Source organism: Paraburkholderia susongensis, assembly GCF_900177725.1.
Classification (GTDB): domain Bacteria; phylum Pseudomonadota; class Gammaproteobacteria; order Burkholderiales; family Burkholderiaceae; genus Paraburkholderia; species Paraburkholderia susongensis.
Genome location: NZ_FXAT01000002.1, coordinates 227,754 through 252,973 on the forward strand (window position 1 = coordinate 227,754; position 25,220 = coordinate 252,973).

A 25,220-nucleotide genomic window follows, 5' to 3' on the forward strand; every position below is an offset into this window, starting at 1 on the left:
AGTCCCGCGCTGCCCAGCGCATTCCCGGTACCGTTCAGCATCTGCATGCGATCGACCCGACGTCGAGCGCATCGACCAACGAAGAAAAGAACCGGAGGAAGACATGGCACAGCAACGTGATGACGAGCAGAAACACAGCCTTAATGGTTTCAGCGCAGCGCGGCGGGGGCTGATGCAGGGCACGGGATTAGGCGCGGCGCTTTCGCTGATGGGGGCGCTCGGCGGCGCGGGCGGACTGATCGGCACCGCGCAGGCGGCGGAGGCGGCTTTCCCCGCGCACAAGAAGTGGAAGATCGTGTTCGTCAATCACGTCACCACCAACCCGTTCTTCGTGCCCACGCAGTACGGCATCCAGGATGCCTGCTCGCTGCTCAGCATGGATTACCAGTGGACCGGCTCGGCCACTTCGGACGCGGGTGAAATGGTCCGCGCCGTGAACTCGGCGATTGCCGCCAAGGCCGACGCCATCGCGGTGCCGATCGTCGATCCGAGCGCCTTCGACAAGCCAATTCAGGCCGCGCTCGATGCCGGCATTCCGGTGTTCGCCTATAACGCCGACGCGCCGCGCGGCAAGAAGAATCCACGCCTCGCCTATATCGGCCAGGACCTGTATCTCTCCGGCTACCAGATGGGCGAGCGCATCGTGAGCCTCATCGACAGCGGCATGGTCGCGCTGTTCATCGCGACGCCGGGGCAGCTCAACATCCAGCCGCGACTGGACGGTGCGAGCGACGCCATCAAGAAGTCCGGCAAGAAGATCGACATCCAGACCGTGGCCACGGGCGCGACCGTCAACGAGGAGCTGTCGAAAATCAAGTCGTTCTATCTGGGCCACCAGGACCTGAAGGGCATGTTCGCCGTCGATGCGGGCAGCACGCAGGGCGTCGCGCAGGTGATGAAGGAATCGAACCTTCGCGCGAAGGGCGTGCACGGTGGCGGCTTCGACCTGCTGCCCACCACGGTGCAGCTCATTCACGAAGGCCACCTCGACTTCACGATCGACCAGCAGCCCTACGTGCAGGGCTTCTATACGGTGATGCAGGCGTTCGTGTTCCTCTCCTCGGGCGGCCTGGTCGGCCCGGCTGACACCAACACCGGCCTGAAATTCGTCACGAAGGAAACCGTCGAACCGTACCTCAATACCTCGACGCGTTATGAAGGCAAGACCACCAAGCCGCAAATCGTTCCGATGAGCGGCGCAATCAGGTCGTGATGAATACAGTGAACGAAACCAGCAAGATCGAAGCGACCCGCGCGCCCCCGCGCGCGGGGGTTTCATTCGCGTCACACTGGGCGGCCGAGTTGCGTATCCTGCTCGTGGCCGTGCTGCTGGCCGCCTACTTTGAATTCGCGAACCACGATTTCCTGCTCACCAACGCGAGCCTCGTCAACCTTTCGCAGTTCATCGCGCCGGTGGCGATCATCGCGTTCGGTGAAATCATGTTGATGATTGGCGGCGACATCGATCTGTCGGCGGGCATGGTGTTCGCATTCGCGCCGTTCATGATGGTGTTTGCGAACGACGCAGGCGCGCCCATGTGGCTCGCCGTGATCGCGGGGCTCGTGGCCGCGGCGATCGTCGGCTTCGTGAACGGCGCCGTGACGGTGTGGCTGCGGCTGCCCTCGTTCGTCACCACGCTCGGCACGCTCTTTCTCATCAACGGCATCACGCTCACCGTATCGCGCGGTACGCCCGCGCCCACGCCGGGGTCGCCCACGTTCTCGGCGTTCATGGGTGCGTGGGGCTACAGCGAGATCATCTGGACCGTGGCGATCGCCTTCGCGATGCATGTGCTTTTGCGGCATACCCGCTGGGGCCTGCATACGCAGGCCGCGGGCGCGAATCCACTCGGCGCGAGCGAGGCCGGTATTCATGTGAACCGGCTGCGCCTCGGGAATTTCATCATCGCGGCGGTGCTCGCGGGTTTCACCGGCATCCTCGAAGCCTTTCGCATTACCTCGATCGACCCGCAAGCGGGCGGCAATCAGATCATGTTCCTTGCCGTGGCCGCCGCCGTGATCGGCGGCACGCCGCTCACCGGCGGCTCGGGCACCATCGTGGGCGGGCTCATCGGCGCGGCGGTGCTCGGCATTCTCAACGACGGCTTCACGCTCATCGGCATCAACGCGTTCACGTTCAACATTATTCTTGGCGCCGCGATTCTGGCGGCGATGATCTTCAACATCCACATCGGGCGCATTCGCCGCAAGGCAGGGCGCTGATGGACGAATTGCAAACCTCCTCCCCAGGCGCGAATGCCGCGCCCGATGCGCCGCTCGCGCTGCGCGGCGAGAGCCTCGTCAAACGTTTCGGTGCGGTGACCGCGCTCGACGGTGTCTCGCTCACGCTCGGCAATGGCGAAATTCTGGGCGTACTCGGCGACAACGGTGCGGGCAAGTCCACGCTCGTCAAGATCCTCACGGGCTTTCATCAGCAAACGGCTGGCACGCTCTACATCGACGGCCAGGAAACGCTGCTGCGCTCGGTCGATCATGCGCGTTCGCTCGGCATCGAATGCGTGTATCAGGATCTCGCGCTCGCGAATTCGCTGAGCATTTACCACAACATGTTTTTGAACCGCGAGCTCGTGCGGCGCGGGCCGTTCAGGCTGCTCGACCACAAGCAGATGCGCGAGCGAGCGGCGCAATGTCTCGACGATATCGGCGTGCACGTGCCTTCGGTGGATTTGCCCGTGGAGCGCCTTTCGGGGGGGCAGCGCCAGGCCATCGCCGTGGCGCGCGCCGTGCATTCCAATGCGAAGATTCTATTGCTCGACGAGCCGCTCGCCGCGATGGGCGCACGCGAGGCGGGGCTCATCATCGACCTCTTGATGCGCCTGAAGGAAAAGGGCGGCCTATCCATCATCATGATCATGCACAACTATGCGCAGACACTCGATATTGCTGATCGCATCATGTTGATGCAGCGAGGCCGCGTGACGTACGAGCAAAAGAGCGCGCTTACTTCCGTGTCGGAACTCATGGACATCGTGCGACGGGAATACCGGGCAATGCGCTCTACCGGCGCGCATTGAGCCCGTTCCGTTAATCAAGAGGAATGCCCGAACGCGCGGCGCTGGCCGGTTTCAATCTTTGACGCTTTCGAGCCGTGTGAGTTGGTGGAGTTGAGAGCGAGCCCTCGTTGCATACCTGACCGGCGGGTGACACAGGAGTCGAAATACAACGATAAAAGGCCAGCTTTCATCAAACGCAATTGACATGGCTGTCGCCATCTACTGCATATATGAGTCGTCCACCATCGCTTTCTGGCGCTGTCCGATATTGAAAATACTCCGGCAGGCGCTGCATGGGGTAGTGCCATATTGCATGGACGGAGCCTTGGATGGATTACCGAGTCAGCTACGAACACAGCCTCAAAAGCGATCCAGACGCGTTCATCGTTCAGGTCCCATCGCAACTCGTGGAAGGAGTCCCTCCCAACGTTCCTCGAGCACCGCTGCCCGAGTACATAACCTAGCTCATTAGCAATCGCTCGCCGATGATCGGCCGGATTCGGAATCTTCGAGTACTTTGACACTGATCGATCTGCGGACTAGCTTGATACCGGCAAAGGTGCAGACGAAGACTTCTGGCTACGAGAGCGCGTTCGAGCCATGGCCGAAGATCGCGTCTGCACCTGGTGGCACTGCGAAGTGAGCTTGGCGCGCGGGGCGAGTAGATCTTCGATGGCATTCCGTGCAACACAGACCGGCCCACGTGCCCGTGGGAACCCTGGTGTCGGCTCATCATCAGGCAGCCGAAAGAACACCACCGGTTTTGCTTCAATCCTCTGCCGATTTTGAATTTCCGATCGGCCCTATTGTCCGCTTCGCCCCAGTCGGTTTCGCGTCGCTCAAAGTCTTCGCTCGTATCCGCTGGTATTCCCGCTGGTTGACCGGCACGACACCGGGTTTGCCCAGATCTTTCAGGTGGATGCGGTAGGTTTCTCGTGCAGTCAACGCCGCGATTGCAGCGATGATCGTCGCCGCAAAAGTGATTGCGCCGATCGTGAGCGGAATGTTGGCCGCCCCTCCCGGCGGTGCCACGGCAACAAACAGCGCAGGCATCAGCGCCGCGATGGTGATTCCGGTGTTATGTCCGATCGCCACTCCCGTGACCCGATTGCGGGTGCGGAACAGCTCAGGATAGAAACTTGGAAAGACAGCATTGAAACCCTGGTATGCAAGGCCCCACATCAGCACCGCCATAACAATCGCCAGCGGCGCATTATGAATGCTGATGGTATAGAGATAGCCGAACGAAAGCAGGCCGGAGCCGAGCGCACCGACGACCGTTGGGAGTTTGCGGCCGACCTTGTCCGACAGATTGCCGACATAGGGAATCAGGATCACCGCCAGGATGTTGCCGAGCACCGGAATCCACAGGTAGACGTCCGCATGGAAGCCGATACCGTAGGCCGGCTGCACTGCATACGCTGCACCAAAGATCGTCGCCACCACGGGAATAACGGTCGTCAATGACATGCAGGCAACGCGCAACATATCGGCCCAACTGTCGGTGAAGGCCTGGATGATCGGCGACCTGGCAATCTCGCCCTGCTCACCCTCTTCGACAAAGGCCGGTGTCTCATCGACATCGCGGCGAATGTAATAACCCGCGATGATAATAAAAAGACTCAAGATGAAGGGTATGCGCCAGCCCCAGGTATTAAACGCGTCCGTCGGTATATAGTGCGCGAGTGGCAGGAACACAGCCGCAGCCAGAATCTGGCCGGCCTGTACACCCTGCAGCGTGAAACTCGCGAAGAAGCCACGTCGCCCGAACGGGGCGTGTTCAAGCACCATTGAGCTTGCACCTGCGATTTCCCCTGCCACCGCGAAGCCCTGAATCAGGCGCATGACAACCAACCCCGTCGGTGCCCACAGGCCCACCTGCTCATAGGTCGGCAGCAGGCCGACGGCCATGGTCGAGAAGCCCATCATGAACATGCACAGGATCAGCACGAACTTGCGGCCATGGGTGTCGCCCAGGTGGCCCAGCACGAGCGCGCCGATCGGACGCGCCACATAGCCGACACCGTAGGTCGCCAGCGACGCGATGATGGCGATCTTCGGGTCTCCTTTCGGAAAAAAGATTTGTGGAAAGATCAGCGATGCCGCGGTGGCGTAAATAAAGAAGTCGTAGTACTCCAGCGTCGAGCCGATCCAGCCGCTGGCGGCTGCTTTCTTCGATTGGTGCCTGCCTTTCGGCTCGTTATCCATTGGGTTGGCCATGTGTGTCTCCGGGGTGATGGGCCACTTCACTTAACCAATCGCCAGCTTGCCGCGGTCGATGGTTAGCGCGATCGCAAGATGACGACAGTAGGTATGGGCGGTGTGATGGCGATCGATTTCAAGCGGCGAGTTCCTGCTAAACCGGTCGATCGCCCTGTACCGGTTCACTGTCCTTGAAGGCAATATCCTCAAGCAACAGCCTGATCTTTTTAAGCCCGTTGAACTGGCGCCAGGTTTTCTCTGCTTCCTCTATCAGCTTGAATGCCGAGCCGAAGAAGGTTGGTCACGGCATGCAGTTCTGGCTTGAGTAGTCCTGATATCTGTCGGTCCAGCTAGTTGATGAAAGATGTTGGCGATCTGGGTAGCGCCGAAACCTATCAGCGTCGTTTCGAGTCCCAAGCCCGGCTATTTACGACTTTCTGCTGGATTCAACCTTGGCTCCTTCCGTGAGTTGGTCATCCGCACGCCTCATTTATGTAACCCACCAGATAGTTACTTAGCGCGTATACTATGACCCATTCCGCGATCGATCAAGAGGGTTTTCCCGAGGTCCACGCTGCCTTACGTGGACTCGCGTCCCGCCTTTCCTGGCGGGGTTCCGTTCCCGGCTGGCGACGGAAGCAGGCCCAGAAACGCCGTCATCGCCGCCACCGCGTTTTCGAGCAGGTGAAGTCCAGGATGCGTGGTCAAATTTCGTGCTTTCGCGTCTTCCAGGAGGCGCGTTTCTGCAGGTTTCATGATCAGGTCCGCGACGACGGCGTGCGGGCCGGCATCAGAAAGGTCAATCGGCATGAGGTCGTCGGGGCGCATCCCGCATGGCGTCGCGTTGACGACAAGATCATGCGTCGCCTGCGCGCACGCCGGGCGTTCTCGGATGACCGTTCCGCTCCCACGCGCCCGCAATGCCCCCACGAGCTGCTGCAAAGACGCCGTATTGCTGTCGAACAGATCGAGCGACGCAATACCCGCATCGATCAGCGCATGTGCGACCGCCACGCCGGCACCCCCGGCACCGACAATGAGTGCCGACTTGCCACGCACGACATGTCCGCATCTATACAGCCCCTCCACGAAGCCGGCGCCGTCGAACATCGCGCCTGTCCAGGAGCCATCGGCTTCCCGGCGCAGACAGTTGACCGCGCCTGTTTGCTGCGCTGACGCCGACAAACGCGTGGCGCTAGCGGTCGCCTGGAGCTTGTGCGGCACCGTCACGACCACGCCGGCCAGATTGACCACGCCACGCAGTCCGTCGAGAACGGATCCCAGATCCGTGGCCGGCACATGAAACGGTACGAGGGCCGCGTTCATCCCGTGCCGCTCGAACAAAGCATTGAAGATTTGCGGAGACTTCGCCTGTGCAATGGGGTCGCCCAGAATGGCGACAATCCGTGTTTCTCCGTCTATGTGCGTCACTGACGATGCCCTGTGTCGTTGGTGATGCGTTCGATGAATCGTTGCACGCGCAGTGCGTCGTCGCCGGTTGCCAATGGAGCACGGTCCTCGCGAATGGCGGCGAAAAAGTCCTGCAGCAAATCGCGATGGGCCGTGTGCGAAAAGTCCATGGGCTTCGCGCCAAAACCTGACGACGATGGGTCATGGAAGTGGTCGACGCGACCATCATGGAAAAACACGCGCAGATGTCCTCCTTCGAGCACTGCCGTCCCATTCACGCCGATCAGTTCGATACGTTCCGGAAAGCCCGGGTACGCAGCCGTCGTCGCGAGCAGATGACCGGCCGCACCGCTCTCGAATGTGAGTGCAGCGCTCGCGAAATCCTCTGCCTCCATCGAATGCAGGGCAGTTGTTGCGGTTGCGGCCACGACCGATGACACCTCCCCTGCCAGCCACATCAGAATGTCGAGCGAGTGAATAGCCTGCGTCATCAGCACACCGCCGCCGTCGCGCGCATACGTGCCGCGACCAGGCTCGTCGTAGTAAGACTGCGGCCGCCACCAACGCAGATCGACTCCCGCATAGGCGAGCGGTCCGAGTGCGCCGTTTGTTACCAGCGCCGCAAGGCGCTGCACAGCGGGACGGAAGCGGTTCTGGAATACCACGCCAAGCTGTACCCCAGCAGCCCGGCAGGCTTCGACCACACGTTCCGCGCGAGGCATCGATATGTCGAGCGGTTTTTCAAGCAGCACGTGCTTGCGTGCGGCAGCGACCTGCTCGACGAGCTCGAGATGCGTGTATGGCGGCGTAAGCACCAGAACGGCATCGATACATGGGTCGTTCAATACGGCATTGAACGACTCGCTGACGGGAAAGCCGTAAGTGCTGGCGAAGCGCGCGAGCCGTTCCGGCGAACGCCCGACGACGCCCGCCACTTCCACTTCGTCATTCAGTTCGTTCAGGGCAAGTGCGTGAGGCGTAGCAGCCAGCCCGGCCCCAACGATCGCGATTCGAGTCTTGCGCATCCGTACGTCCTTGGCGAAGGTACTTCAGATGAGTGCTGTCAATTCAGGAACGGCCTCGAACAGATCCTGAGCCAAACCATAATCGGCCACGCTGAAAATCGGAGCTTCCGGATCCTTGTTGATCGCGACGATGACCTTCGAGTCCTTCATCCCCGCCAGATGCTGGATCGCACCCGAGATACCGACCGCCACGTACAGTTGCGGCGCGACGATCTTGCCGGTCTGGCCGACCTGATAGTCGTTCGGCACGAAGCCCGCGTCGACCGCGGCGCGCGAGGCGCCCAGTGCCGCGCCGAGCTTGTCGGCCAGCGGTTCGAGAACCTTGGTGTAGTTCTCGCCGTTACCGAGGCCACGGCCGCCCGACACGATGATCTTCGCGCTCGTCAGCTCCGGACGGTCGAGCTTCGTGACTTCACGGCTCACGAACTGCGAGAGGCCGCTGTCGGCCGCGGCTTCGATCTTCTCGACTGCTGCGCTGCCGCCTTCGGCCGCAACCGCGTCGAAGCCCGTCGAGCGCACGGTGATGACCTTGATCGGGTCAGCCGACTGCACGGTCGCAATCGCGTTGCCCGCGTAGATCGGACGCTCAAACGTGTCCGGCGAATCGACTGCGGTGATGTCGCTGATCTGCGCAACGTCGAGCTTCGCGGCGATGCGCGGTGCGATGTTCTTGCCGTACGCGGTGGCCGGCGCGAGGATGTGCGAGTAGTTCTTCTCCGGGTCTCGCACAAGCGTCAGCACCGTCGCTTCGACGTTTTCCGCGAGACCTTCCGCGAGTTGCGGCGCGTCGGCGAGCAGCACCTTGCTGACGCCCGCGATCTTCGCTGCCGCATCGGCCGCAGCCTGCGCGTTGTGACCTGCGACCAGCACGTGAATGTCACCGCCAATCTTTTGTGCCGCTGCAATGGTGTTCAGCGTCGCGGCCTTGATCGACGCGTTATCGTGTTCTGCTATTACCAGGTTAACCAGATTTGTCATTTGCTCTGTCTCCGCGTTCTACTTAAAGCACCTTCGCTTCGGTCTTCAGCTTCTCGACCAGCGTCTTCACGTCCGGCACCTTCACACCGGCGGAGCGCTTCGGAGGCTCGGCGACTTTCAGCGTCTTCAGACGCGGCGTGACATCGACGCCCAGATCTTCCGGCTTGACGACTTCCAGCGGCTTCTTTTTCGCCTTCATGATGTTGGGCAGCGTGACGTAGCGCGGCTCGTTCAGGCGCAAGTCGGTGGTGACGACTGCCGGCAGCGTCAGCGACAGCGTTTCGGCGCCGCCGTCCACTTCGCGCGACACGGTGACCTTGCCGTCTGCAACGACAACCTTCGAGGCGAACGTCGCCTGCGGCAGGTTCGCGAGCGCGGCGAGCATCTGGCCGGTCTGGTTGGAATCGTCGTCGATGGCCTGCTTGCCCAAGATCACCAGTTGCGGCTGTTCCCTGTCGACGAGCGCCTTGAGCAGCTTCGCGACCGCGAGCGGCTGCAGTTCTTCGCTCGATTCGATCAGGATCGCGCGGTCCGCGCCGATCGCGAGCGCGGTGCGCAACGTTTCCTGCGCCTGCGTCACACCGGCCGACACGGCGATCACTTCGATCGCCACGCCCGCTTCGCGCAGACGCACGGCTTCTTCCACCGCGATTTCATCGAACGGGTTCATCGACATCTTCACGTTCGCAATGTCGACGCCCGTACCGTCCGACTTCACACGGACCTTCACGTTGTAATCGACTACCCTTTTCACTGGCACCAGAATTTTCATGAGCAAACCCTTTCTTCAACAAAGCCGGCGCGAAACGGACCGGATCAAAACTCACTTGATGATCAGTACCTTCGAACGATCGAAAGCCACCGTCACCGCGACAATCAGAATCAGCCCGAACACGATCTGCTGAGCGAACACGCTGATACCGACGAACGTCATGCCCACACGCGCCACCGACACCAGGAGTGCGCCGACGAGCGTCCGGCCGATGCCGCCCGCGCCACCCGTCAACGCCGTCCCGCCGACGATCACCGCGGCGATGGCGGGAAGCAGAAACTGGTCGGCCAAAGTAGGCGACCCGCTTCCCAGCCGACCAGCCATCACGACGCCCGCCAGCCCGGCGAAGAACGACGACGTTCCGAACACGAGGCACTTGGTGACCGACACGCGCACACCCGATGCGATCGCCGCCGGCTCGCCGGCACCAATCGCATCCGTATGGCGGCCGAAGACCGTCGAGCGATGCAGAAACACACAGAACGCGAACACCGCGATGCCCAGCAGGATTTCGTGCGGCACGCCGAACGAGGAACCCGTGGTCCAGCCGAGCGAGGCATTGCGCATCTCGTCGCTGATGCCGATCGAGCGGGTACCGGAGAGCGTCAGGGCAGCCGCCGAGGCGATCCCGCCTACAGCGAGGGTCGCGATGAAAGACGGAATGCGCAGCACAGTCTGGATAACCCCGCTGAGCAGTCCGATGCCAAACGATGCAGCGAGCGCGACGACCGCGGCCATCGCCCCATAACGCGGCAGCAACATGGCGACGATCACGCTGGATAGTGACGCCACCGCCTGGAGCGAAAGATCGATACTGCCGAGCAGCACGACAAAGGTCGTGCCGGCCGCCATGATGAACAGCGTGGAACTGTCGGCGAGCAGGCCGAGTTGCGTCGATGGCGCGAGGAAGCTGGGCTGTGCGATCTCGATCAGCACATACAGCACGATGAGCGCGAGAAAGGGTGCGTTGTCACGCAGTCTGGCCGCGAGTGTTGCGTTCAGTTGTGGCATGTTGACCTCAAACCATGTGTTCGACGATTTCGACTTGCGAGGGCTTATGTCCAACCTCGCACGGCAGGATCTTCTCGGCGCGGCCGTCGCGCATCACCATCACGCGGTGGCTGAGCCCCAGGATCTCTTCGAGCGTGTCGCCGGTCAGCACGACAGCCACACCCTCTGCTGTCAGTTCGCGGATGAGCTGATAGACCTCCTCCTTCGCACCGACATCGAGACCGCGCGTCGGATGATCGAGCACGAGGATTCGGCTGCCTGCGAACCGCCACTTCGCGAGCACCACCTTCTGCTGATTGCCGCCCGAGAGATTGCGGCAGGATGCGTCGGGACCCGGCGTCTTGATGTGCAGACGACCGATCCACTCGTTGGCAAGCGCGCGTTCGCTTGCCTTGTGGACCACACCGGCACGGCTGACCGCCCCCAGACGAGGTAACGTGAGGTTTTGCGCGACGCTCATCTGGGTGACGAGCCCCTCCACCTTTCGCTCACGTGGAACGTATCCGATGCCTAGAGCGACCGCGTGATTCGCCTGCGGCTTAAGACGCGTAGCGCCCACCATCACCTCGCCCGCATCGAGTTTTTCCAGTCCCGCGATGACCCGGCACAGTTCCTCGCGGCCAGACCCGACCACCCCCGCCACGCCAAATACCTCGCCGCAGTGAATGTCAAAGGACACGTCGTTGAGCACATGACCCAGTGAAGCATTGCGCACCGACAACGCCACGTCCGGGCGGCAGGGTTTTTGCAGGTTCTCGCGGTAATACTCGCTGTGCAGGGACCGGCCGACCATCAACTCGTGAAGCTTCGTCACCGACGCATTGCCCGAGGACATTTCGGACACGACCTTCCCGTCCTTCATCACATACACCCGATCGCTGAGCGTCAACAGTTCATCGAGCCGGTGCGAGACGAATACGAACGATGCTCGCGACTTGAGTTCGCGCACGAGCCCAAACAGGATCTCGATCTCCTCGGCCTCGAGCACCGAGGTCGGCTCGTCGAGCAGGATGATTGGCGTGCCGCCGGTCCGGCTCGCGAGCGACAAGGCCCTCGCGAGTTCCACCATCTGCCGTTGACCAAACGACAGGTCTTCGCACAGCGCGAGCGGATCGACATCCAGATGCACCGTGGCGAGTTCCTTCTTTGCCGCCCGCTTGAGCTTAGTCCAGTTCACCCGGCCGAATGTGACGAACGCTTCTTCGCGCCCCAGGAACAGGTTCTCGGCGACCGTCAGATTCGGCAGGATCGATTGCTCCTGATAGACCATCGCGATGCCCTTGGCGGTCGCGTCGCGCGGATTGCGGATCACGAGCGGCTTGCCGCCGAGCTCGATCTGGCCGGTGTCCTGGCGGTACGCGCCGGTCAGCAGCTTCATCAGTGTGGACTTGCCCGCGCCGTTCTCACCGATCAGACCGACGATCTCGTTCGGCCGGATTTCGATGGATACGTCGTTCAGGGCAAGCACACCGGGAAATCGCTTGGTGATGTTCTTGAGTGACAGCATGTCTCTTCTCCTCATGGATCACTTGACGATGCGCCGGCGCGAGCGATTGAGCGCAAGGGTCACGGCGGCGATGATCAATACGCCCTGGATACCCTGCTGCACGTAGGGCGGGACGCCGAGCAGCACCATGCCATTGCCGAGCACGACCACGATCAGCGTGCCGATCAATGTGTTCATCGGGCTGCCATTGCCGCCTGCGAGCGACGTGCCGCCCACCACGATCGCGGTAATCGCAACGAATAGCTGACCGTCGGCGATACGCGCATGCCCCTGCCCGTATTGCGCGACGGCCAGGATGCCCGCCACGCCATAGAAAGCGCCGGCCAGCGAGAAGACCGCCATGCGCACGCGTGAGATTCGCACCCCACTCAGCCGCGCCAGATCCTCACCGCCGCCGATCGCCAAGGTATGACGGCCGAGCAGCGTGTGCTTGTAGATGAACCATGCGACTCCAAGAACCAGCACCGCGATCCAGACCGACAGAGGCAGGCCCAGATAGCGCGTGATCGCGATGGCACGCAACGACGGGTCGCTCACGCGGATCGTGTTCCCGGATAACCACGCAGTCCCGATTCCCGTTGCGACAAAACCAATCGCCAACGTCGTGATGAACGAGGGAATGCGCAGGAACACGTGCAGCACGCCATTGACGAGACCCAGTACCGCGCCCGCGGCGATGGCCACTGCCAGCACCCAAAGACCAAAGTGGTTGTCGTTGTACGAGTTCTCGACCAGCATCGACACCGCAATCGCCGCGACCGCGACAATGCCTTCGGCCGACAGGTCGATGCTACCCAGTTGAATGACGAACGCCGCGCCTAGAGCGATGGTGAGCGGAATCGCGGCACCCACCGCGATCCGCGACAGATTCATCGGATCAAAGAAATCGTGATTCAGCGCACCGATGCAAAGACCGAGCGCCACCAGCACCAGGAGCGGTGCAAATCGTCGCACGAGTGCCTGCTTCGATACGATCGGAGTCCCGGTTGTTGTGGGTATGGCCTGCCGGGTGGGCGCTGCGGTCAGCTTGTTCATCGATACACCACCGGACCCGCAACGCGGGCAAAGAGATTGTTCCAATCGGCACCTGGCGCAAGCGCATGCTTCATGACGTCCTGGACGTTCGCCTTGGTCACGAACGTTGCCTTGCAATAGGACTCCCGATGATCCTTGGGCAACGCGGCCACATCGATCTTCTTTTCCTTCGCCTGCAAACCCATCGACAGACCGATTCCACCCAGCCAGTACGGATCCCAGTCGACCGACGCGATCAGTTCACCGGCCTTGATCGCACTCAGACCGGGTGGCGTGCCGTCCATGCCGGTGACGGGCATCTGGCCAGCGAGGCCTTCGGCGCGCAGTGCCTCGATCGCGCCGAGCGCCATATCGTCATTCGCGGCCCACACGCCCTTGATCCTCGCGTTGAAACGCGTCATCCAGGCCTGCATGATCGGAAAGGCCTTTTGTGAACTCCAGTCGGCGACCTGGAAGTCGAGTAGCTGGATGCCGGGAAACTTCTTCAGCGCCGCGTCGAGACCTGCCTTGCGCTCGATCGCCGGCACGTTACTGAAAATGCCGCCGAGCGCAACGACGCCGCCCTTGCCGCCCATCTGCCTGAACAACTGCGTAGCGGTTTCTTCCCCATATGCGACGCCGTCGTACGAAAGGTGAGCAACATAGTTCGGATTGAAGTCCCACGGATGCAGATCTTTAGGCTTGTTCCAGATCGTTGTCACGAACGCGCCCGCCTTCGAGCACGCTTCGACGATCACACGCGCGTCGGCCGAATCGTTCGGGTCGACGTTGAGCACGAGATTGCCTCCCGTTCTTTGCAGCAGCGCGCGAATGTCGGCGATGCCCTATTCGGAACTTCCTTCGGTCGTGAGCGGCACATACGGCAGCCCCACACTCGCTGCAAAGCTCTGCGCGCCCTTGTTGAAAGCCGCGTAGTACGGGTTGGTGAGTGACCGGAAAGAACAGGCCAGGGTAGTTTGCCCCGCGCCGAGCGACAGGCGCGAAATGCCGCTACCGGCCATGGCAAACGCGGCGCCTGCGCCGAGCTTCATGAAGTCCCGGCGAGAAACGGCCGAGCGGTGGTCTTGACTGGACATGGTGTCTCCTATGAATGACTGACTATTCACGAAATAAATATACAGATAGTTACTCACTCCGCAGATAACCTGGTTACCCGGGGCCTCTCTCAGGTGCTCACTGGCGCCATCTAATTAATCCACCGTCGCCGCGCTGTCGCGCATCCGGCGACCCGCGTGAGCGGCCAACTGACCCGCGACCGGCGCCTGATCCGCCACGCGCCCGCGAATCAGGTCCGAGGCTTTCTCCGCGATCATCAGCGTCGGGGCATTGGTGTTGGAGCTGACGATACGTGGCATCACGGACGAATCCGCAACGCGCAGGCCCTCGATACCGCGCACGCGCAACTGCGGATCGACCACCGACATCTCGTCCACGCCCATTTTGCAAGTGCCGACCGGGTGGTAGCCCGTGCGCCCATATTGCTTCGCATATTCCTCGTATTGCGCCTGCGTGCGCACGGCATCTCCCGGGAAGTGCTCGCGCCTGATGTACCTGGAAAGTGCGTGCTGGCTCATGATTTCGCGGCTCTGGCGAATACCCTCCACCGCCACCTTCAGGTCATACGGATCGCGAATGTAGGCGGGATCGATGACCGGCGCATCGGTGGGATCAGCACTGTTGAGCGTCACGCTGCCGCGGCTGTTCGGGCGCAGGAAGTACGAGTTCAGCGTGCAACCCGAGCCCGAAGGCACCGGCGGCACACCGGCTTCCACTCCGGCGCCCGGCAGGAAGTGAAACTGGAGATCGGGGGTCGGCACATCGCTGCTCGAGTACCAGAACGCTCCACCTTCGGCGATGTTCGATGTGACGGGTCCTTTGTTGAACATTTTGTATTCAAGACCGGCGAGCAGCATCATGTGCTTCTTTGCATACTTGTCGAGGCTGTAGGGGCCGTTGAGCTCGTACACGATGTCGATATCGAAATGATCCTGCAGGTTCGCACCCACACCATCGAGCGCATGCACAGGCTTGACGCCCACACGTTCGAGATCGGCTGCACGACCAATGCCTGAGAGCATCAGCAGCTTTGGAGAGCCGATCGCGCCCGCCGTCACGATCACCTCGCGCTCGGCGCGTGCCACGACGACATTCGAGCGCGCGTGCTGATCGGCGAATTCGACACCCACTGCGCGCCCCTTCTCGATCACGATGCTCGACACCAGGCAATTCGTCTTCACCGTCAGATTGCTACGCGAGCGGGCCTGCTGAAGATAGCCGACCGCTGCGCTACAACGCCGGCCGCCGCGCTGGGTGACCTGATAGACCCCGACGCCCTCCTGCTGCGCACCATTGAAATCGCTGTTGTAGGGCAAACCCGCTTCCTGGCCGGCCAGCACGAAGGCCTTGGTGAGCTCATTGACGCTGATGAGATCGGATACACCCAGCGGTCCGCCGATGCCGTGATATTCGTTGCACAGGCGCTCGTTGTCCTCCATGCGGCGCAAGTATGGGAGCACCCCGTCGCGAAAGCCCCAGCCGGTGCATCCGTCGCGTTCCCAGCCGTCGTAGTCGGCTGGCTGGCCGCGCGTGTACACCATCGCATTGATGGAGCCGCCGCCGCCGAGCACGCGACCCTGCGCGAACGGAATCTGTCGCCGTTGCGTTTCCGCCGCCGCCACCGTGCGATAGCCCCATGTCAGCGGGCCGCCCGTCATCTTGAAGAAGCCGACCGGCATATGGATGTAGGGGTCGGTATCGGCGGGACCGGCTTCGAGCAACAGCACGCGGCTGCTGGCGTCTTCGCTCAGACGCGCTGCCAGCGCACAGCCCGCCGCGCCACCACCCACGATCACATAGTCATACATTGCTGTCTCCGATTCTGTGTTCTGCAGCCACGTCATCTCGCGTGGCTCCCACTTTCCAGGCGGTGCCTGGCGACCGCTTTCGTTGAGAAAAAATCGCCTTACGACATCCAGCGCGGCCGATTGCCGAGCTGGACATGCACCGACTTGAGTTCCGTATATTCCTCGACGCCATAGCGTCCCGTCTCGCGCCCGATACCGGATTGCTTGACACCGCCGATCGGCAGTTCAGGACCGCCGGTGATCGTGCAGTTGACCCAGATGCGCCCAGCTTGCACGTCGCGAAAGCTTCTGATAGCGCCCTCCAGATCACGGGTCCAGATGCTCGCCGCAAGACCGTACGGCACGCCGTTCGCCAACTGGATTGCCTGCTCGAAGCTCTCGAACGAGGTGACCGACAGCACCGGCCCGAAGATTTCTTCCTGCGCGAGCGTGCTTGCGGGCTGCACGTTGCGAAATACCGTCGGCTGGATGAAGAAGCGCTCGCCTTCGCTGCTGGCGGTGCCGCCGCAGACGAGCTGCGCGCCGTCGCGCATGCCCGCGTCGATAAAGCCGCGAATCTTGTCGAACTGACGCGCTTCAACAATGGCGCCGACGTGATTGGACGCATCGAGCGGATCGCCGACGCACACTTTTGCAAGCACAGCCTGCACGCGCTCCACGAGTTCCTGCTCGACCGACCGATGCACGACGAGCCGGCTGCCCGACACGCAACACTGACCCGCGTTGAAGGCGATACCGAACGCAATGGCATCGGCTGCGTCGTCGAGATCAGCGTCGGCGAAGACGATCTGCGGATTCTTGCCGCCCAGTTCGAGCCCGACCTTTTTCATGTTGCCGCCGGCGGCGTTTAGCACCGCGCGGCCCACCGGCGTCGAACCGGTGAACGAGATCATGTCGACGTCCATGTGCTCCGCGAGCGCCTGACCGACCACCGAGCCGAGCCCGGTCACCACGTTGACCACGCCATCGGGCAGGCCGGCTTCGGTGAGCAGCGCGGCAAGCTTGAGCGTCGTGGTCGAAGTCAGTTCCGCCGGCTTGACGACCACCGTGCATCCCGCGGCCAACGCGAACGGCAAACGCTCGGAGAGAATGAAGAACGGAAAATTCCATGGTGTGACGATGCCGACCACACCGACCGGCTGCCGTACGACCAGTCCGAACATGTCGGCGCCGAGCGTGTCATGCGAGTCGCCGTGCACCACGCGAGCAAGGCCCGCCGCATATTCCCAGATACCGGCCGCCGCGGTGACTTCGCCGCGCGACTGGCCGATCGGCTTGCCGCTTTCGAGCGTCTCGAGATAGGCCAGCGTCTCCACATTGTCGCGGATCAGTTGCGCCGCTTTGAGCAGAACCGTCGCGCGTTGCTCGCCGGGCAGCCGCGACCAGCGGCCATCGTCGAATGCGCGCCGCGCGGCGGCGACCGCGACGTCGAGATCGCCACGCGTCGCCCGCGTCGTAGCGGTCACCGGCACGCCGTGGCCGGGGCTCTTGCGCGTGAGCCATTCACCAGCCCCGCCTGGATAGTCCTTGCCATCAATGAACATCGACGTGCGCACCGGCTCGCCCGGCAGGCGCAGCGAAGCCGCCAATTCACTCAAGTTCTCCATACCGCCCTCCCAAATAAGCTTTTCACGGTGATGCGCAAAATCGTCGTACGGCAAGACAGCATCACCATCGCGTGTTCCGGCGCCCGTATTGCACCATCCGGTTACTTCCTGACAACATGCAATCTGGTTTATAGTCACCGACATGGGCGCTGGCCGACCTGTGCCCCAAACCCTCTTCTTTCGACAAACCCATGACCCTAACCACCACCGCCCAGCGTCGCGCAGCGAAACCCGAACAAGCGGTCGTGACGCGCCAACCCAAGCAGCGAGACCCGGAGGTGACGCGGGCTCGCATCCTCGAAGCCGCGAAAAAAGAATTCGCGAAGTTCGGTCTGGCCGGAGCCCGCGTTGAAGCGATTGCGACGCGCTCCAAAGCCAACAAGCGGATGATCTATCACTACTTCGGCAGCAAGGAGGAGCTCTTCGTCGCTGTACTCGAAGATGCCTACGCTGATATCCGCTCGGCGGAACTCAACCTGCATCTCGACCATCTTTCGCCGGAGGAGGCACTCGTTGCCCTCACCACCCATACGTGGAACTACTACCTTCGCAACCCCGAGTTCATGACGCTCGTCAACAGTGAAAATCTTCATAAGGCACGTCATGTCAAGAAATCTGAGCGGTTCAAGGAACTGCACCACGATTTCATCTCGATGCTGCAGCGCATCCTCGATCGTGGCGTCGAAGCCGGGGCGTTCCGAAGCGGTGTCGATGCGCGGCAGCTGCATATCACCATGGCCGCGATCGGCTACTACTACCTGACCAATCGGTTCACGAGCGGAGTCATCTTCGAGATCGACTTCATGGATAAGGCAGCCCTGAAAAGCCGGCTCGACTTCAACATCGAGACCATCCTCCGACTCGTACGTCCCTGAGCGTTCTGACGCAGGGAGCGCATAGCACCGTTCCCCGCGCCGCAGCGTTACCTCATGCAACCTTCTCGCGGCTCTGCGAGGCATCGATTTTCGTCCGGACCAGCACTGCCTCGTCGACGAGCGGGCGAAATGCCATTCGCGCCAACACATCGCGCTCGACATCAACGCCTTCCGCGACCTCGATCAGACGCACGCCGTCCGCTTCGAGACGAAACACCGCGCGCTCGGTCACGTACAGCACTTCCTGCCTGCTTCGGCGTGCCTGCTCGCCGCTGAACGTGATGTGCTGCACGCGCTCGACGAGCTTCGACACACTGCCTGGCGAGACGATGTTCAAACGCGCTCCAACTTGTTCAACCGCTAGACCCTTTGCCTCGAAACTGCCGCAAAACACGATCTTGCGAGCCCCCTGCGTGATATCGATGAAGCCACCCGGCCCCACCACCGTCGAGCCGAGCTTCGAGACGTTGATGTTGCCCTCGCCATCCATCTCGCCCATGCCAAGGAAGGTGACGTCGACGCCACCGCCGCTGTAGAAATCGAACTGATCGACACTCGACAGGATGGCGTCCGCGTTGCGTGCCGTGCCGAACATGGGACCATCGAGCATCGCGCCGTTGTGAATGCCCTGCTCCACCGATCCCCAGAAAGTGCCAAGCCGCCCCTGTTCCGCCAACAAAGCGGGGATGCCGCCCGGAATCCCAAAGCCGAAATTTGCCGACTGTCCGGCGTGCAACTCGGCCGCCGCGCGCGCGGCGATGATGCGGCGGATGCCCGTCGGCGCTTCGTAGAAGCCTTCGCCAATGGCACATTGCGCCTCGCCGCTTAGCGCCGGATCGTAATCCGACACCACGCATTGCACCTGCTCCGGCGTTTCGACGAGCGTATCGACGAGGATGCCTGGAATGCGCACGAGCCTCGCCGGTACGTAGCCGGCAGGCGCGCGCTCCTTCACCTGCACGATCACGCGGCCACCACAGTTATGGGCCGCGAGCGCGGCGGCGTAGACATCGAGATCGGCTGGCTCGCGGCGCAGCGTCACGTTGCCGCCCTCATCGGCCGACGAGCCTCGCACGATCGCGAAATCCACCTTGAACGGCTTGTAGCGAAGGTATTCTTTCCCGTCCAGTTCGATCAGTTCGACCAGGTCCTCGGTCGCACGCTCGTTGATTTTTCCGCCATCGAGACGCGGATCGACGAAAGTGCGCAAGCCTACGTGCGTGACGAGCCCCGGGCGCCCCGCGCCGATTTCCCGCAACAGCGTGGAAATCACGCCAGCCGGAAAACTGTAAGCTTCGAAAGCGCCGTCCTTCGCCATCTGCTGCATCGCCGGCGCCCAGCTCCAGTGCCCGCCGATCACGCGCCTGACCATGCCGGGATGGGCGAAGCGCCCAAGTCCGCTGCCCTTGCCGTCGCCGATGCCGAGCGCGTGCACCACCGTCAGATCGCGCGGATGCCCCGTCTCGAAAAAACGCTGCTCGAGCTTCGCGAGCACGGCGTCCGGCTCGAGCACACCGCCACCGTTACTGGCCAGCGCGATAGTGGCGCCGTCAAAAATCTGCCCGACCGCGTCCGCAGCCTCCGTCCACTTACTCACCACACCCTCCATTCAGATTGGCCGCAAAACACGTTGACAGCGGCCTTTCGTTGGTCTTAAATAACCATCCAGATGGTTACTTGTTGCGAATGTTGGCACACGAAACCTCTGAATTCAAGCGGAATTTCGCGGCGCTCGGGTTTACCTTCACAGCGCGCAACACCGCAAACATCAGGTCAACCAATATCCATGGAGACAGCATGAAGCTCTCAGAAACGCACGAGCAGATCCGCGCTACCACACGGCGTTTTGCGCAGGAAGTGATCCGCCCTCTGGCCGAGGAACTGGATCGTGAAGAACGCTTTCCGGCGGAGATTTACAGGCAGATGGGCGAGCTTGGTCTGTTCGGCATTACGGTGCCGGAGGCGTTCGGCGGCGCCGGGCTCGACGTCACCGCCTATGCGCTCGTGATGGAGGAGTTGTCGCGCGGGTACGCGTCGGTCGCCGACCAATGTGGCCTGCTCGAACTGGTCGGCACGCTGCTGAGCGTGCATGGCAGCGACTCCCAGCGCGCGAAATACATGGAGCCGTTGTTGCGCGCCGAACTCCGGCCGGCTTACTGCATCACAGAATCGGACGCGGGCACGGACGTCTCCGGCATTCGCACCACGGCGACACTCACCGCCGACGGATGGGAACTGAGCGGCGCCAAGCTCTGGATTCACAACGCACCGGTCGCCGATCTCGCCTTCGTGCTGGCGCGCACCGACCCGGCGGCGGGCAAGCGCGGCATGAGCATCTTTATCGTCGACTGTCATCTGGCGGGCGTATCGAAGGGGCCGAAGGAACACAAGATGGGACAGCGCGCCTCACAAGTCGGCGAGCTGCATTTCGACCGCGTGAAGCTGCCGCACGACGCCTTGCTCGGACAGACAGGCCGGGGTTTTCACATGATGATGAGCGCACTCGACAAGGGCCGGGTCGGCATTGCCGCACTGGCCGTCGGGATCGCGCAGGCGGGGCTGGAGGCCGCGCTGGAGTATGCGCAGACCCGCAAGCAGTTCGGCACCCACATCGCCGAGTTTCAAGGGATCCAGTGGATGCTCGCCGACATGGCGAAGGATATTCAAGCCGCGCGGCTGCTCGTGCACGATGCGGCCGAACGCCTCGAAGCCGGCGACCGCGCAAGCATCGCCTGCTCGATGGCCAAGTGCTTCGCCGGCGACACGGCGGTCAAGCACAGCGCCAACGCGGTGCAGATCTTCGGCGGCAGCGGCTACATTCGCGGCTACGAAGTCGAACGGCTCTATCGCGATGCGAAGATCACGCAGATCTATGAAGGCACGAACCAGATCCAGCGCACGATCATCGCGCGTGACCTGATCGCCAACGGAGCGTCGTTATGAGCGCCCGCCCCGTTGCACTTGTCACGGGCAGCCGGCGCGGCATCGGTCGGGCGATTGCAGTCGAGCTCGGTCGCGCCGGATTCGATGTGGCGCTCACCGATGCGGCGGCATCCGACGAGCTCGATCGGGCTGTTGCCGAAGTCGAACAGACGGGTGCCCGCGCGATCGCGGTCGTGTCCGATCTCGCCAACATCGACTCGCATCAAGCCACGCTGCTCGATATCGAAGCGCGGCTCGGCGGGCCGATCGATTGCCTCGTGAACAATGCGGGCGTATCGGTGATGTCGCGAGGCGACCTTCTCGATGTGACGCCTGAAAGTTTCGATCGTTGCATTGCCGTCAATACGCGCGGCACCTTCTTTTTCATGCAAGCCTTCGCCAGGCACTTCCTCGCCCGCACGCGCGCCAGCGTTGCGTCCCATCCGAGCGTCATCACGATTACTTCGTCAAATGCGGTCGCCGCTTCGCCTTTACGCAGCGAGTACTGCGTGTCAAAGGCGGGGCTGTCGATGGCGACCACGCTGTTTTCACTGCGGCTCGCCGAGCACGGCGTCAGCGTCTACGAGGTGCAGCCAGGACTGATCGAAACGGAGATGACCGCACCCTCTCGCGCCCGCTACGACGCCCAGATGGAGCAAGGCCTCACGGCCATCACGCGCTGGGGTACCCCGCAAGAGGTGGCGACCACCGTGCGCACGCTCGCGACAGGCGGCCTGCCCTACAGCGTTGGACAGGCCATCCGTGTCGACGGCGGCCTCCTCGTGACCAAATACTGATACGCATATGAACCTGACAATCAACCTGCCGACAACCCTCGGCACGATGGAAAGCTACCGCCTGCAAGGCAAGCCGCTCGACGTTCGCGTACCCACTCGAGCGTTCAACCGCATCGCCTATTCGGCCGCCCATGTGGTGGCCGATCCCCTGCGTGCAGGTGAACTGAACGCGGCGCCCGCAATCGACTGGGAACGCACACTCAAATACCGCCGCTATCTCATCAAGCAAGGCCTTGGCATCGCTGAGGCGATGGATACCGCGCAACGCGGCATGGGTCTGCCCTGGAACAGCGCACTCGAATTAATCACGCGCACGGTCGAAGGCACGCGTGATATCCCCGGCGCGTTGATCGCATCGGGATGCGGCACGGATCACGTTGCACTCAATTCGATCACGAACTGCGATCAGGTGATCCGCGCCTACGCGGAGCAACTCGAAGCCGTGCAACGCGTGGGCGGTCGCGTGATCCTGATGGCAAGCCGCGCACTGGCCCGCGTGGCGCGCTCGCCAGACGACTATCGTCACGTCTACCGCGAAGTGCTGGCGATGTGCGATCAGCCGGTGATCCTGCACTGGCTCGGCGAGATGTTCGATCCGGAGCTTGCCGGATACTGGGGTGCGTCGGACTACGAGAGCGCGGCACAGGTCTGTCTCGACGTGATCGGCGACAGCGTCGATCACGTCGACGGCATCAAGATATCGTTGCTCGATGACGCCAAGGAAATCGCCTTCCGCCGGCAACTGCCGCCCACCGTCAAGATGTACACCGGCGATGATTTCAACTATCCCGATCTGATTGCAGGTGACGATGCCGGATACTCGCACGCGCTACTCGGCATCTTCGATGCGATCGCTCCAGCCGCATCGCAAGCGCTTGACGCGCTCGCCGCCGACGACCTCGAAACGTTCCATGCGCTGCTTGCGCCGACGGTGCCGCTGTCGCGCCACATCTTCCGTGCGCCGACGCAATACTACAAGACCGGTGTCGTGTTCCTGGCTTATCTGAACGGATTTCAGGACCACTTCTTCATGCTGGGTGGCCATCATGGCATGCGCCCGCCCGCCTATCTCGCGGATGTATTCCGCCTGGCCGACCAGGCGGGCCTGCTGCGCGATCCGGCCGACGCAATCGTGCGTGTACGCAAGGTCATGGCATCACTCGGCTGCGGAGACTGACGACGAGCTCGAAAGTGGGATTCGCGGACTACTCGTCGTCGATATCGATCTGGAAAATCATGAGAAACCTCAAGGGAAAACTCGACCTGTGCGCCATCAACACCGCGACGTTCGGTCATCGCGAACCGCTCAGCTGCACAATCGACCGTATCGCCAGAGCGGGGTTTGGCGGCGTCGCACCGTGGCGTCACGAGGTGGAGAAGGCGAACGTTGCCGAAATTGCGAAGCAGATCAAGGCGCTCGATCTGACGGTCACCGGCTACTGCCGTTCCACGTACCTGCCGGCGGCGACGCATGCTCAATTCGTTGCGAACATCGACGCGAACAAGGCCGCATTGCGCGACGCCGCGACGCTCGGCGCGCGCTGCTTCGTGATGGTGGCCGGCGGCTTGCCTGAAGGCAGCCGCGATCTGAGCGGCGCGCGCGCGCAGGTCCGCGATGGTATTGCGGAGCTGCTCGAAACGGCTCGCGATTGCGGCGTGCCGCTCGCGCTCGAGCCGCTTCATCCGATGTACGCTGCCGACCGCGCTGTGCTCAATACACTGGCGCAGGCACTGGACATCTGCGATGCGCTCGATCCCGGGCGCACTGGCTTTCTCGGTGTCGCCGTCGACGTCTATCACTGCTGGTGGGACCCTGCCCTGCAGGCGTCGATTGCGTCGGCTGGCAACGCCGGTCGCATTCTTGCGTACCACGTATGCGACTGGCTGCGCGAAACCCGTGATCTGCTGCTCGACCGGGGCATGATGGGCGACGGGGTCGTTGACCTTGCCGCAATGCGTGAAAGCGTCGAACGTGCCGGTTACGACGGGCTGGTCGAGGTCGAGATATTTTCGAAAGAGAACTGGTGGCGCCGCGATCCGGATGAAGTGCTTCGCATCTGTGCCGAACGGCTCCAGAGCGTATGTTGATCAACACAGCGAACGGCACGAGAGGAACGACCATGCGCGACATGATCCGATGGGGCGTACTCGGCGCCGCCAGAATCGCCGACAATTTCGTGGTGCCGGCAATCCAGAGATCTGGCAATGGCCGTGTCGTCTGCGTGGCTGCCCGCGATGGCGAGCGCGCAGCAGCGTTCGCAGCGAGACACGGCATAGCGGGCTCGTGCGCGAATTACGATGAAGTCATCGCGAACGAATCGGTCGATGCCGTGTACATCCCGTTGCCGACGGCCAGTCACTTCGAATGGTGCCGGAAGGCGCTTCTCGCGGGTAAGCACGTACTGTGCGAAAAGCCGATCGCAATGACCGCCTCGCAGGTCCGCGAACTGATCGCGATTCGGGATGCGACCGGGCTCCTGTGCGGTGAGGCGTTCATGGTCGCGCATCATCCTCAATGGGCGTTCGTGCGCGAACGTATCGCCGATGGATCGCTCGGCGATCTCGAACTCGTGGAAGGCTCCTTCACCTACTTCAACGACGATCCCAAGGCGCTCAAAAACGATCTCGCACTCGGAGGCGGCGGCGTGCGGGACATCGGCGTCTACCCGGTCGTGACGACGCGCATCGCGACCGGTGCGGAACCACTCTCGGTCCGAGCAGACATCGCGATCGACCCGCGCTATGGGACCGACAGGCTCGCGGTTTGCGATCTGACATTTCCGGGATTTCGTCTGAACTTCTACTGCGGAACCCAGCTCGCGCGACGTCAGCATATGACTTTCCACGGTTCCAAGGCCTGGCTTTCGCTGGATGCGCCGTTCAATCCGGGTGTGTACGCCGAGGCCAGAATCAGGATTCGCTCCGATCTTGACGGGAAAGTCGAGACAATCGATTTCGGCAACATCGACCAGTATCAGTTGATGGTGGAGAATTTCGCCTCGGTGTTGCTCGGGCATAACAGGTCAATCGCATTTTCGCTCGAAAACTCACTCGGCAATCAACTCATCATCGACCAGATCCTCGAACAGGCGAGGTGCTAGCGTGCCCACGACGAAAGGCGAGACACGTATGACCGATGTTCAGAAACTTCGCGAGGTTCGCGCACTGGCTGCCGCATGCGCCAATGCCGAGGACGCCTCT

Annotated in this window: 22 protein-coding genes and 1 pseudogene; 9 read left to right on the forward strand and 14 right to left on the reverse strand. The window is 62.1% G+C overall.

The window, feature by feature from the left end; genetic code table 11:
* Window positions 1-103 precede the first annotated feature (103 nt).
* Genes B9Z01_RS06120 through B9Z01_RS06130 form a run of 3 tightly spaced genes read left to right on the forward strand, consistent with a single transcriptional unit; the run spans window position 104 to window position 3,035 of the window.
* On the forward strand, window positions 104-1,213 hold the full coding sequence (locus B9Z01_RS06120; protein WP_085481366.1) for a sugar ABC transporter substrate-binding protein: 1,110 nt from the start codon (window positions 104-106) through the stop codon (window positions 1,211-1,213).
* On the forward strand, window positions 1,213-2,223 hold the full coding sequence (locus B9Z01_RS06125; protein WP_085481367.1) for an ABC transporter permease: 1,011 nt from the start codon (window positions 1,213-1,215) through the stop codon (window positions 2,221-2,223). Before B9Z01_RS06120 ends, B9Z01_RS06125 begins: the two co-directional genes overlap by 1 nt.
* On the forward strand, window positions 2,223-3,035 hold the full coding sequence (locus B9Z01_RS06130; RefSeq protein WP_085481368.1) for an ATP-binding cassette domain-containing protein: 813 nt from the start codon (window positions 2,223-2,225) through the stop codon (window positions 3,033-3,035). Before B9Z01_RS06125 ends, B9Z01_RS06130 begins: the two co-directional genes overlap by 1 nt.
* A 747-nt stretch (window positions 3,036-3,782) precedes the next feature.
* On the opposite strand, the gene B9Z01_RS06135 is transcribed toward B9Z01_RS06130, so the two are convergent.
* From B9Z01_RS06135 to B9Z01_RS06185, 13 genes and pseudogenes are all read right to left on the reverse strand, one after another.
* Window positions 3,783-5,234, reverse strand: coding sequence for an MFS transporter (locus B9Z01_RS06135; protein WP_085481369.1), 1,452 nt, complete (start codon window positions 5,232-5,234; stop codon window positions 3,783-3,785).
* A gap of 136 nt (window positions 5,235-5,370) precedes the next feature.
* Window positions 5,371-5,532, reverse strand: a pseudogene (locus tag B9Z01_RS36085) (IS256 family transposase); the annotation flags it as partial.
* 263 nt (window positions 5,533-5,795) lie between these two features.
* Window positions 5,796-6,647 carry a shikimate dehydrogenase family protein gene (locus B9Z01_RS06140; RefSeq protein ID WP_143808841.1) on the reverse strand — a complete coding sequence of 284 codons (852 nt, stop codon included), beginning with the start codon at window positions 6,645-6,647 and terminating at the stop codon, window positions 5,796-5,798.
* Complete coding sequence (locus tag B9Z01_RS06145; protein WP_085481371.1) at window positions 6,644-7,651, reverse strand: Gfo/Idh/MocA family protein; 1,008 nt, start codon at window positions 7,649-7,651, stop codon at window positions 6,644-6,646. The genes B9Z01_RS06140 and B9Z01_RS06145 overlap by 4 nt, the downstream gene beginning before the upstream one ends.
* Window positions 7,652-7,675: 24 nt before the next feature.
* Window positions 7,676-8,620: an electron transfer flavoprotein subunit alpha/FixB family protein gene (locus B9Z01_RS06150; protein WP_085482022.1), complete on the reverse strand. Its 945-nt coding sequence runs from the start codon at window positions 8,618-8,620 to the stop codon at window positions 7,676-7,678.
* A gap of 31 nt (window positions 8,621-8,651) precedes the next feature.
* Entirely contained in the window at window positions 8,652-9,401 is a 750-nt protein-coding gene (locus tag B9Z01_RS06155) for an electron transfer flavoprotein subunit beta/FixA family protein (RefSeq protein WP_085481372.1), read from the reverse strand.
* Window positions 9,402-9,452: 51 nt separating this feature from the next.
* Window positions 9,453-10,412, reverse strand: a complete 960-nt coding sequence (locus tag B9Z01_RS06160; RefSeq protein WP_085481373.1) for an ABC transporter permease — start codon at window positions 10,410-10,412, stop codon at window positions 9,453-9,455.
* A gap of 7 nt (window positions 10,413-10,419) precedes the next feature.
* Window positions 10,420-11,919 carry a sugar ABC transporter ATP-binding protein gene (locus B9Z01_RS06165; RefSeq protein ID WP_085481374.1) on the reverse strand — a complete coding sequence of 500 codons (1,500 nt, stop codon included), beginning with the start codon at window positions 11,917-11,919 and terminating at the stop codon, window positions 10,420-10,422.
* An 18-nt stretch (window positions 11,920-11,937) separates the two neighbouring features.
* A complete protein-coding gene (locus tag B9Z01_RS06170) occupies window positions 11,938-12,873 on the reverse strand; it encodes an ABC transporter permease (protein ID WP_244195934.1) in 936 nt (311 codons plus the stop codon).
* 77 nt (window positions 12,874-12,950) lie between these two features.
* A complete protein-coding gene (locus B9Z01_RS06175) occupies window positions 12,951-13,730 on the reverse strand; it encodes a sugar ABC transporter substrate-binding protein (protein ID WP_244195935.1) in 780 nt (259 codons plus the stop codon).
* Between the two features lie 48 nt (window positions 13,731-13,778).
* On the reverse strand, window positions 13,779-14,030 hold the full coding sequence (locus B9Z01_RS36090) for a twin-arginine translocation signal domain-containing protein (protein WP_244195936.1): 252 nt from the start codon (window positions 14,028-14,030) through the stop codon (window positions 13,779-13,781).
* A 114-nt stretch (window positions 14,031-14,144) separates the two neighbouring features.
* Complete coding sequence (locus tag B9Z01_RS06180) at window positions 14,145-15,818, reverse strand: GMC family oxidoreductase (RefSeq protein WP_085482024.1); 1,674 nt, start codon at window positions 15,816-15,818, stop codon at window positions 14,145-14,147.
* Between the two features lie 98 nt (window positions 15,819-15,916).
* A complete protein-coding gene (locus B9Z01_RS06185; protein ID WP_085481376.1) occupies window positions 15,917-17,425 on the reverse strand; it encodes an aldehyde dehydrogenase family protein in 1,509 nt (502 codons plus the stop codon).
* A gap of 191 nt (window positions 17,426-17,616) precedes the next feature.
* On the opposite strand from B9Z01_RS06185, the gene B9Z01_RS06190 reads away from it, so the two are divergent.
* Window positions 17,617-18,300: a TetR family transcriptional regulator gene (locus tag B9Z01_RS06190; RefSeq protein ID WP_085481377.1), complete on the forward strand. Its 684-nt coding sequence runs from the start codon at window positions 17,617-17,619 to the stop codon at window positions 18,298-18,300.
* 52 nt (window positions 18,301-18,352) lie between these two features.
* Here B9Z01_RS06190 and B9Z01_RS06195 read toward each other — a convergent pair whose 3' ends face one another.
* Window positions 18,353-19,909, reverse strand: coding sequence for an acyl CoA:acetate/3-ketoacid CoA transferase (locus B9Z01_RS06195; protein WP_085481378.1), 1,557 nt, complete (start codon window positions 19,907-19,909; stop codon window positions 18,353-18,355).
* A 5-nt stretch (window positions 19,910-19,914) separates the two neighbouring features.
* On the opposite strand from B9Z01_RS06195, the gene B9Z01_RS06200 reads away from it, so the two are divergent.
* From B9Z01_RS06200 to B9Z01_RS06220, 5 genes are read left to right on the forward strand one after another with little or no spacing between them, the layout of a single operon-like run.
* On the forward strand, window positions 19,915-21,243 hold the full coding sequence (locus tag B9Z01_RS06200; RefSeq protein WP_244195937.1) for an acyl-CoA dehydrogenase family protein: 1,329 nt from the start codon (window positions 19,915-19,917) through the stop codon (window positions 21,241-21,243).
* Complete coding sequence (locus B9Z01_RS06205) at window positions 21,240-22,019, forward strand: 3-ketoacyl-ACP reductase (protein WP_085481380.1); 780 nt, start codon at window positions 21,240-21,242, stop codon at window positions 22,017-22,019. The genes B9Z01_RS06200 and B9Z01_RS06205 overlap by 4 nt, the downstream gene beginning before the upstream one ends.
* Before the next feature lie 7 nt (window positions 22,020-22,026).
* Window positions 22,027-23,196: a dihydrodipicolinate synthase family protein gene (locus tag B9Z01_RS06210; protein WP_085481381.1), complete on the forward strand. Its 1,170-nt coding sequence runs from the start codon at window positions 22,027-22,029 to the stop codon at window positions 23,194-23,196.
* 59 nt (window positions 23,197-23,255) lie between these two features.
* On the forward strand, window positions 23,256-24,107 hold the full coding sequence (locus B9Z01_RS06215; RefSeq protein ID WP_085482026.1) for a sugar phosphate isomerase/epimerase family protein: 852 nt from the start codon (window positions 23,256-23,258) through the stop codon (window positions 24,105-24,107).
* A 41-nt stretch (window positions 24,108-24,148) separates the two neighbouring features.
* Window positions 24,149-25,120, forward strand: coding sequence for a Gfo/Idh/MocA family protein (locus tag B9Z01_RS06220; RefSeq protein ID WP_275937492.1), 972 nt, complete (start codon window positions 24,149-24,151; stop codon window positions 25,118-25,120).
* Window positions 25,121-25,220 lie beyond the last annotated feature (100 nt).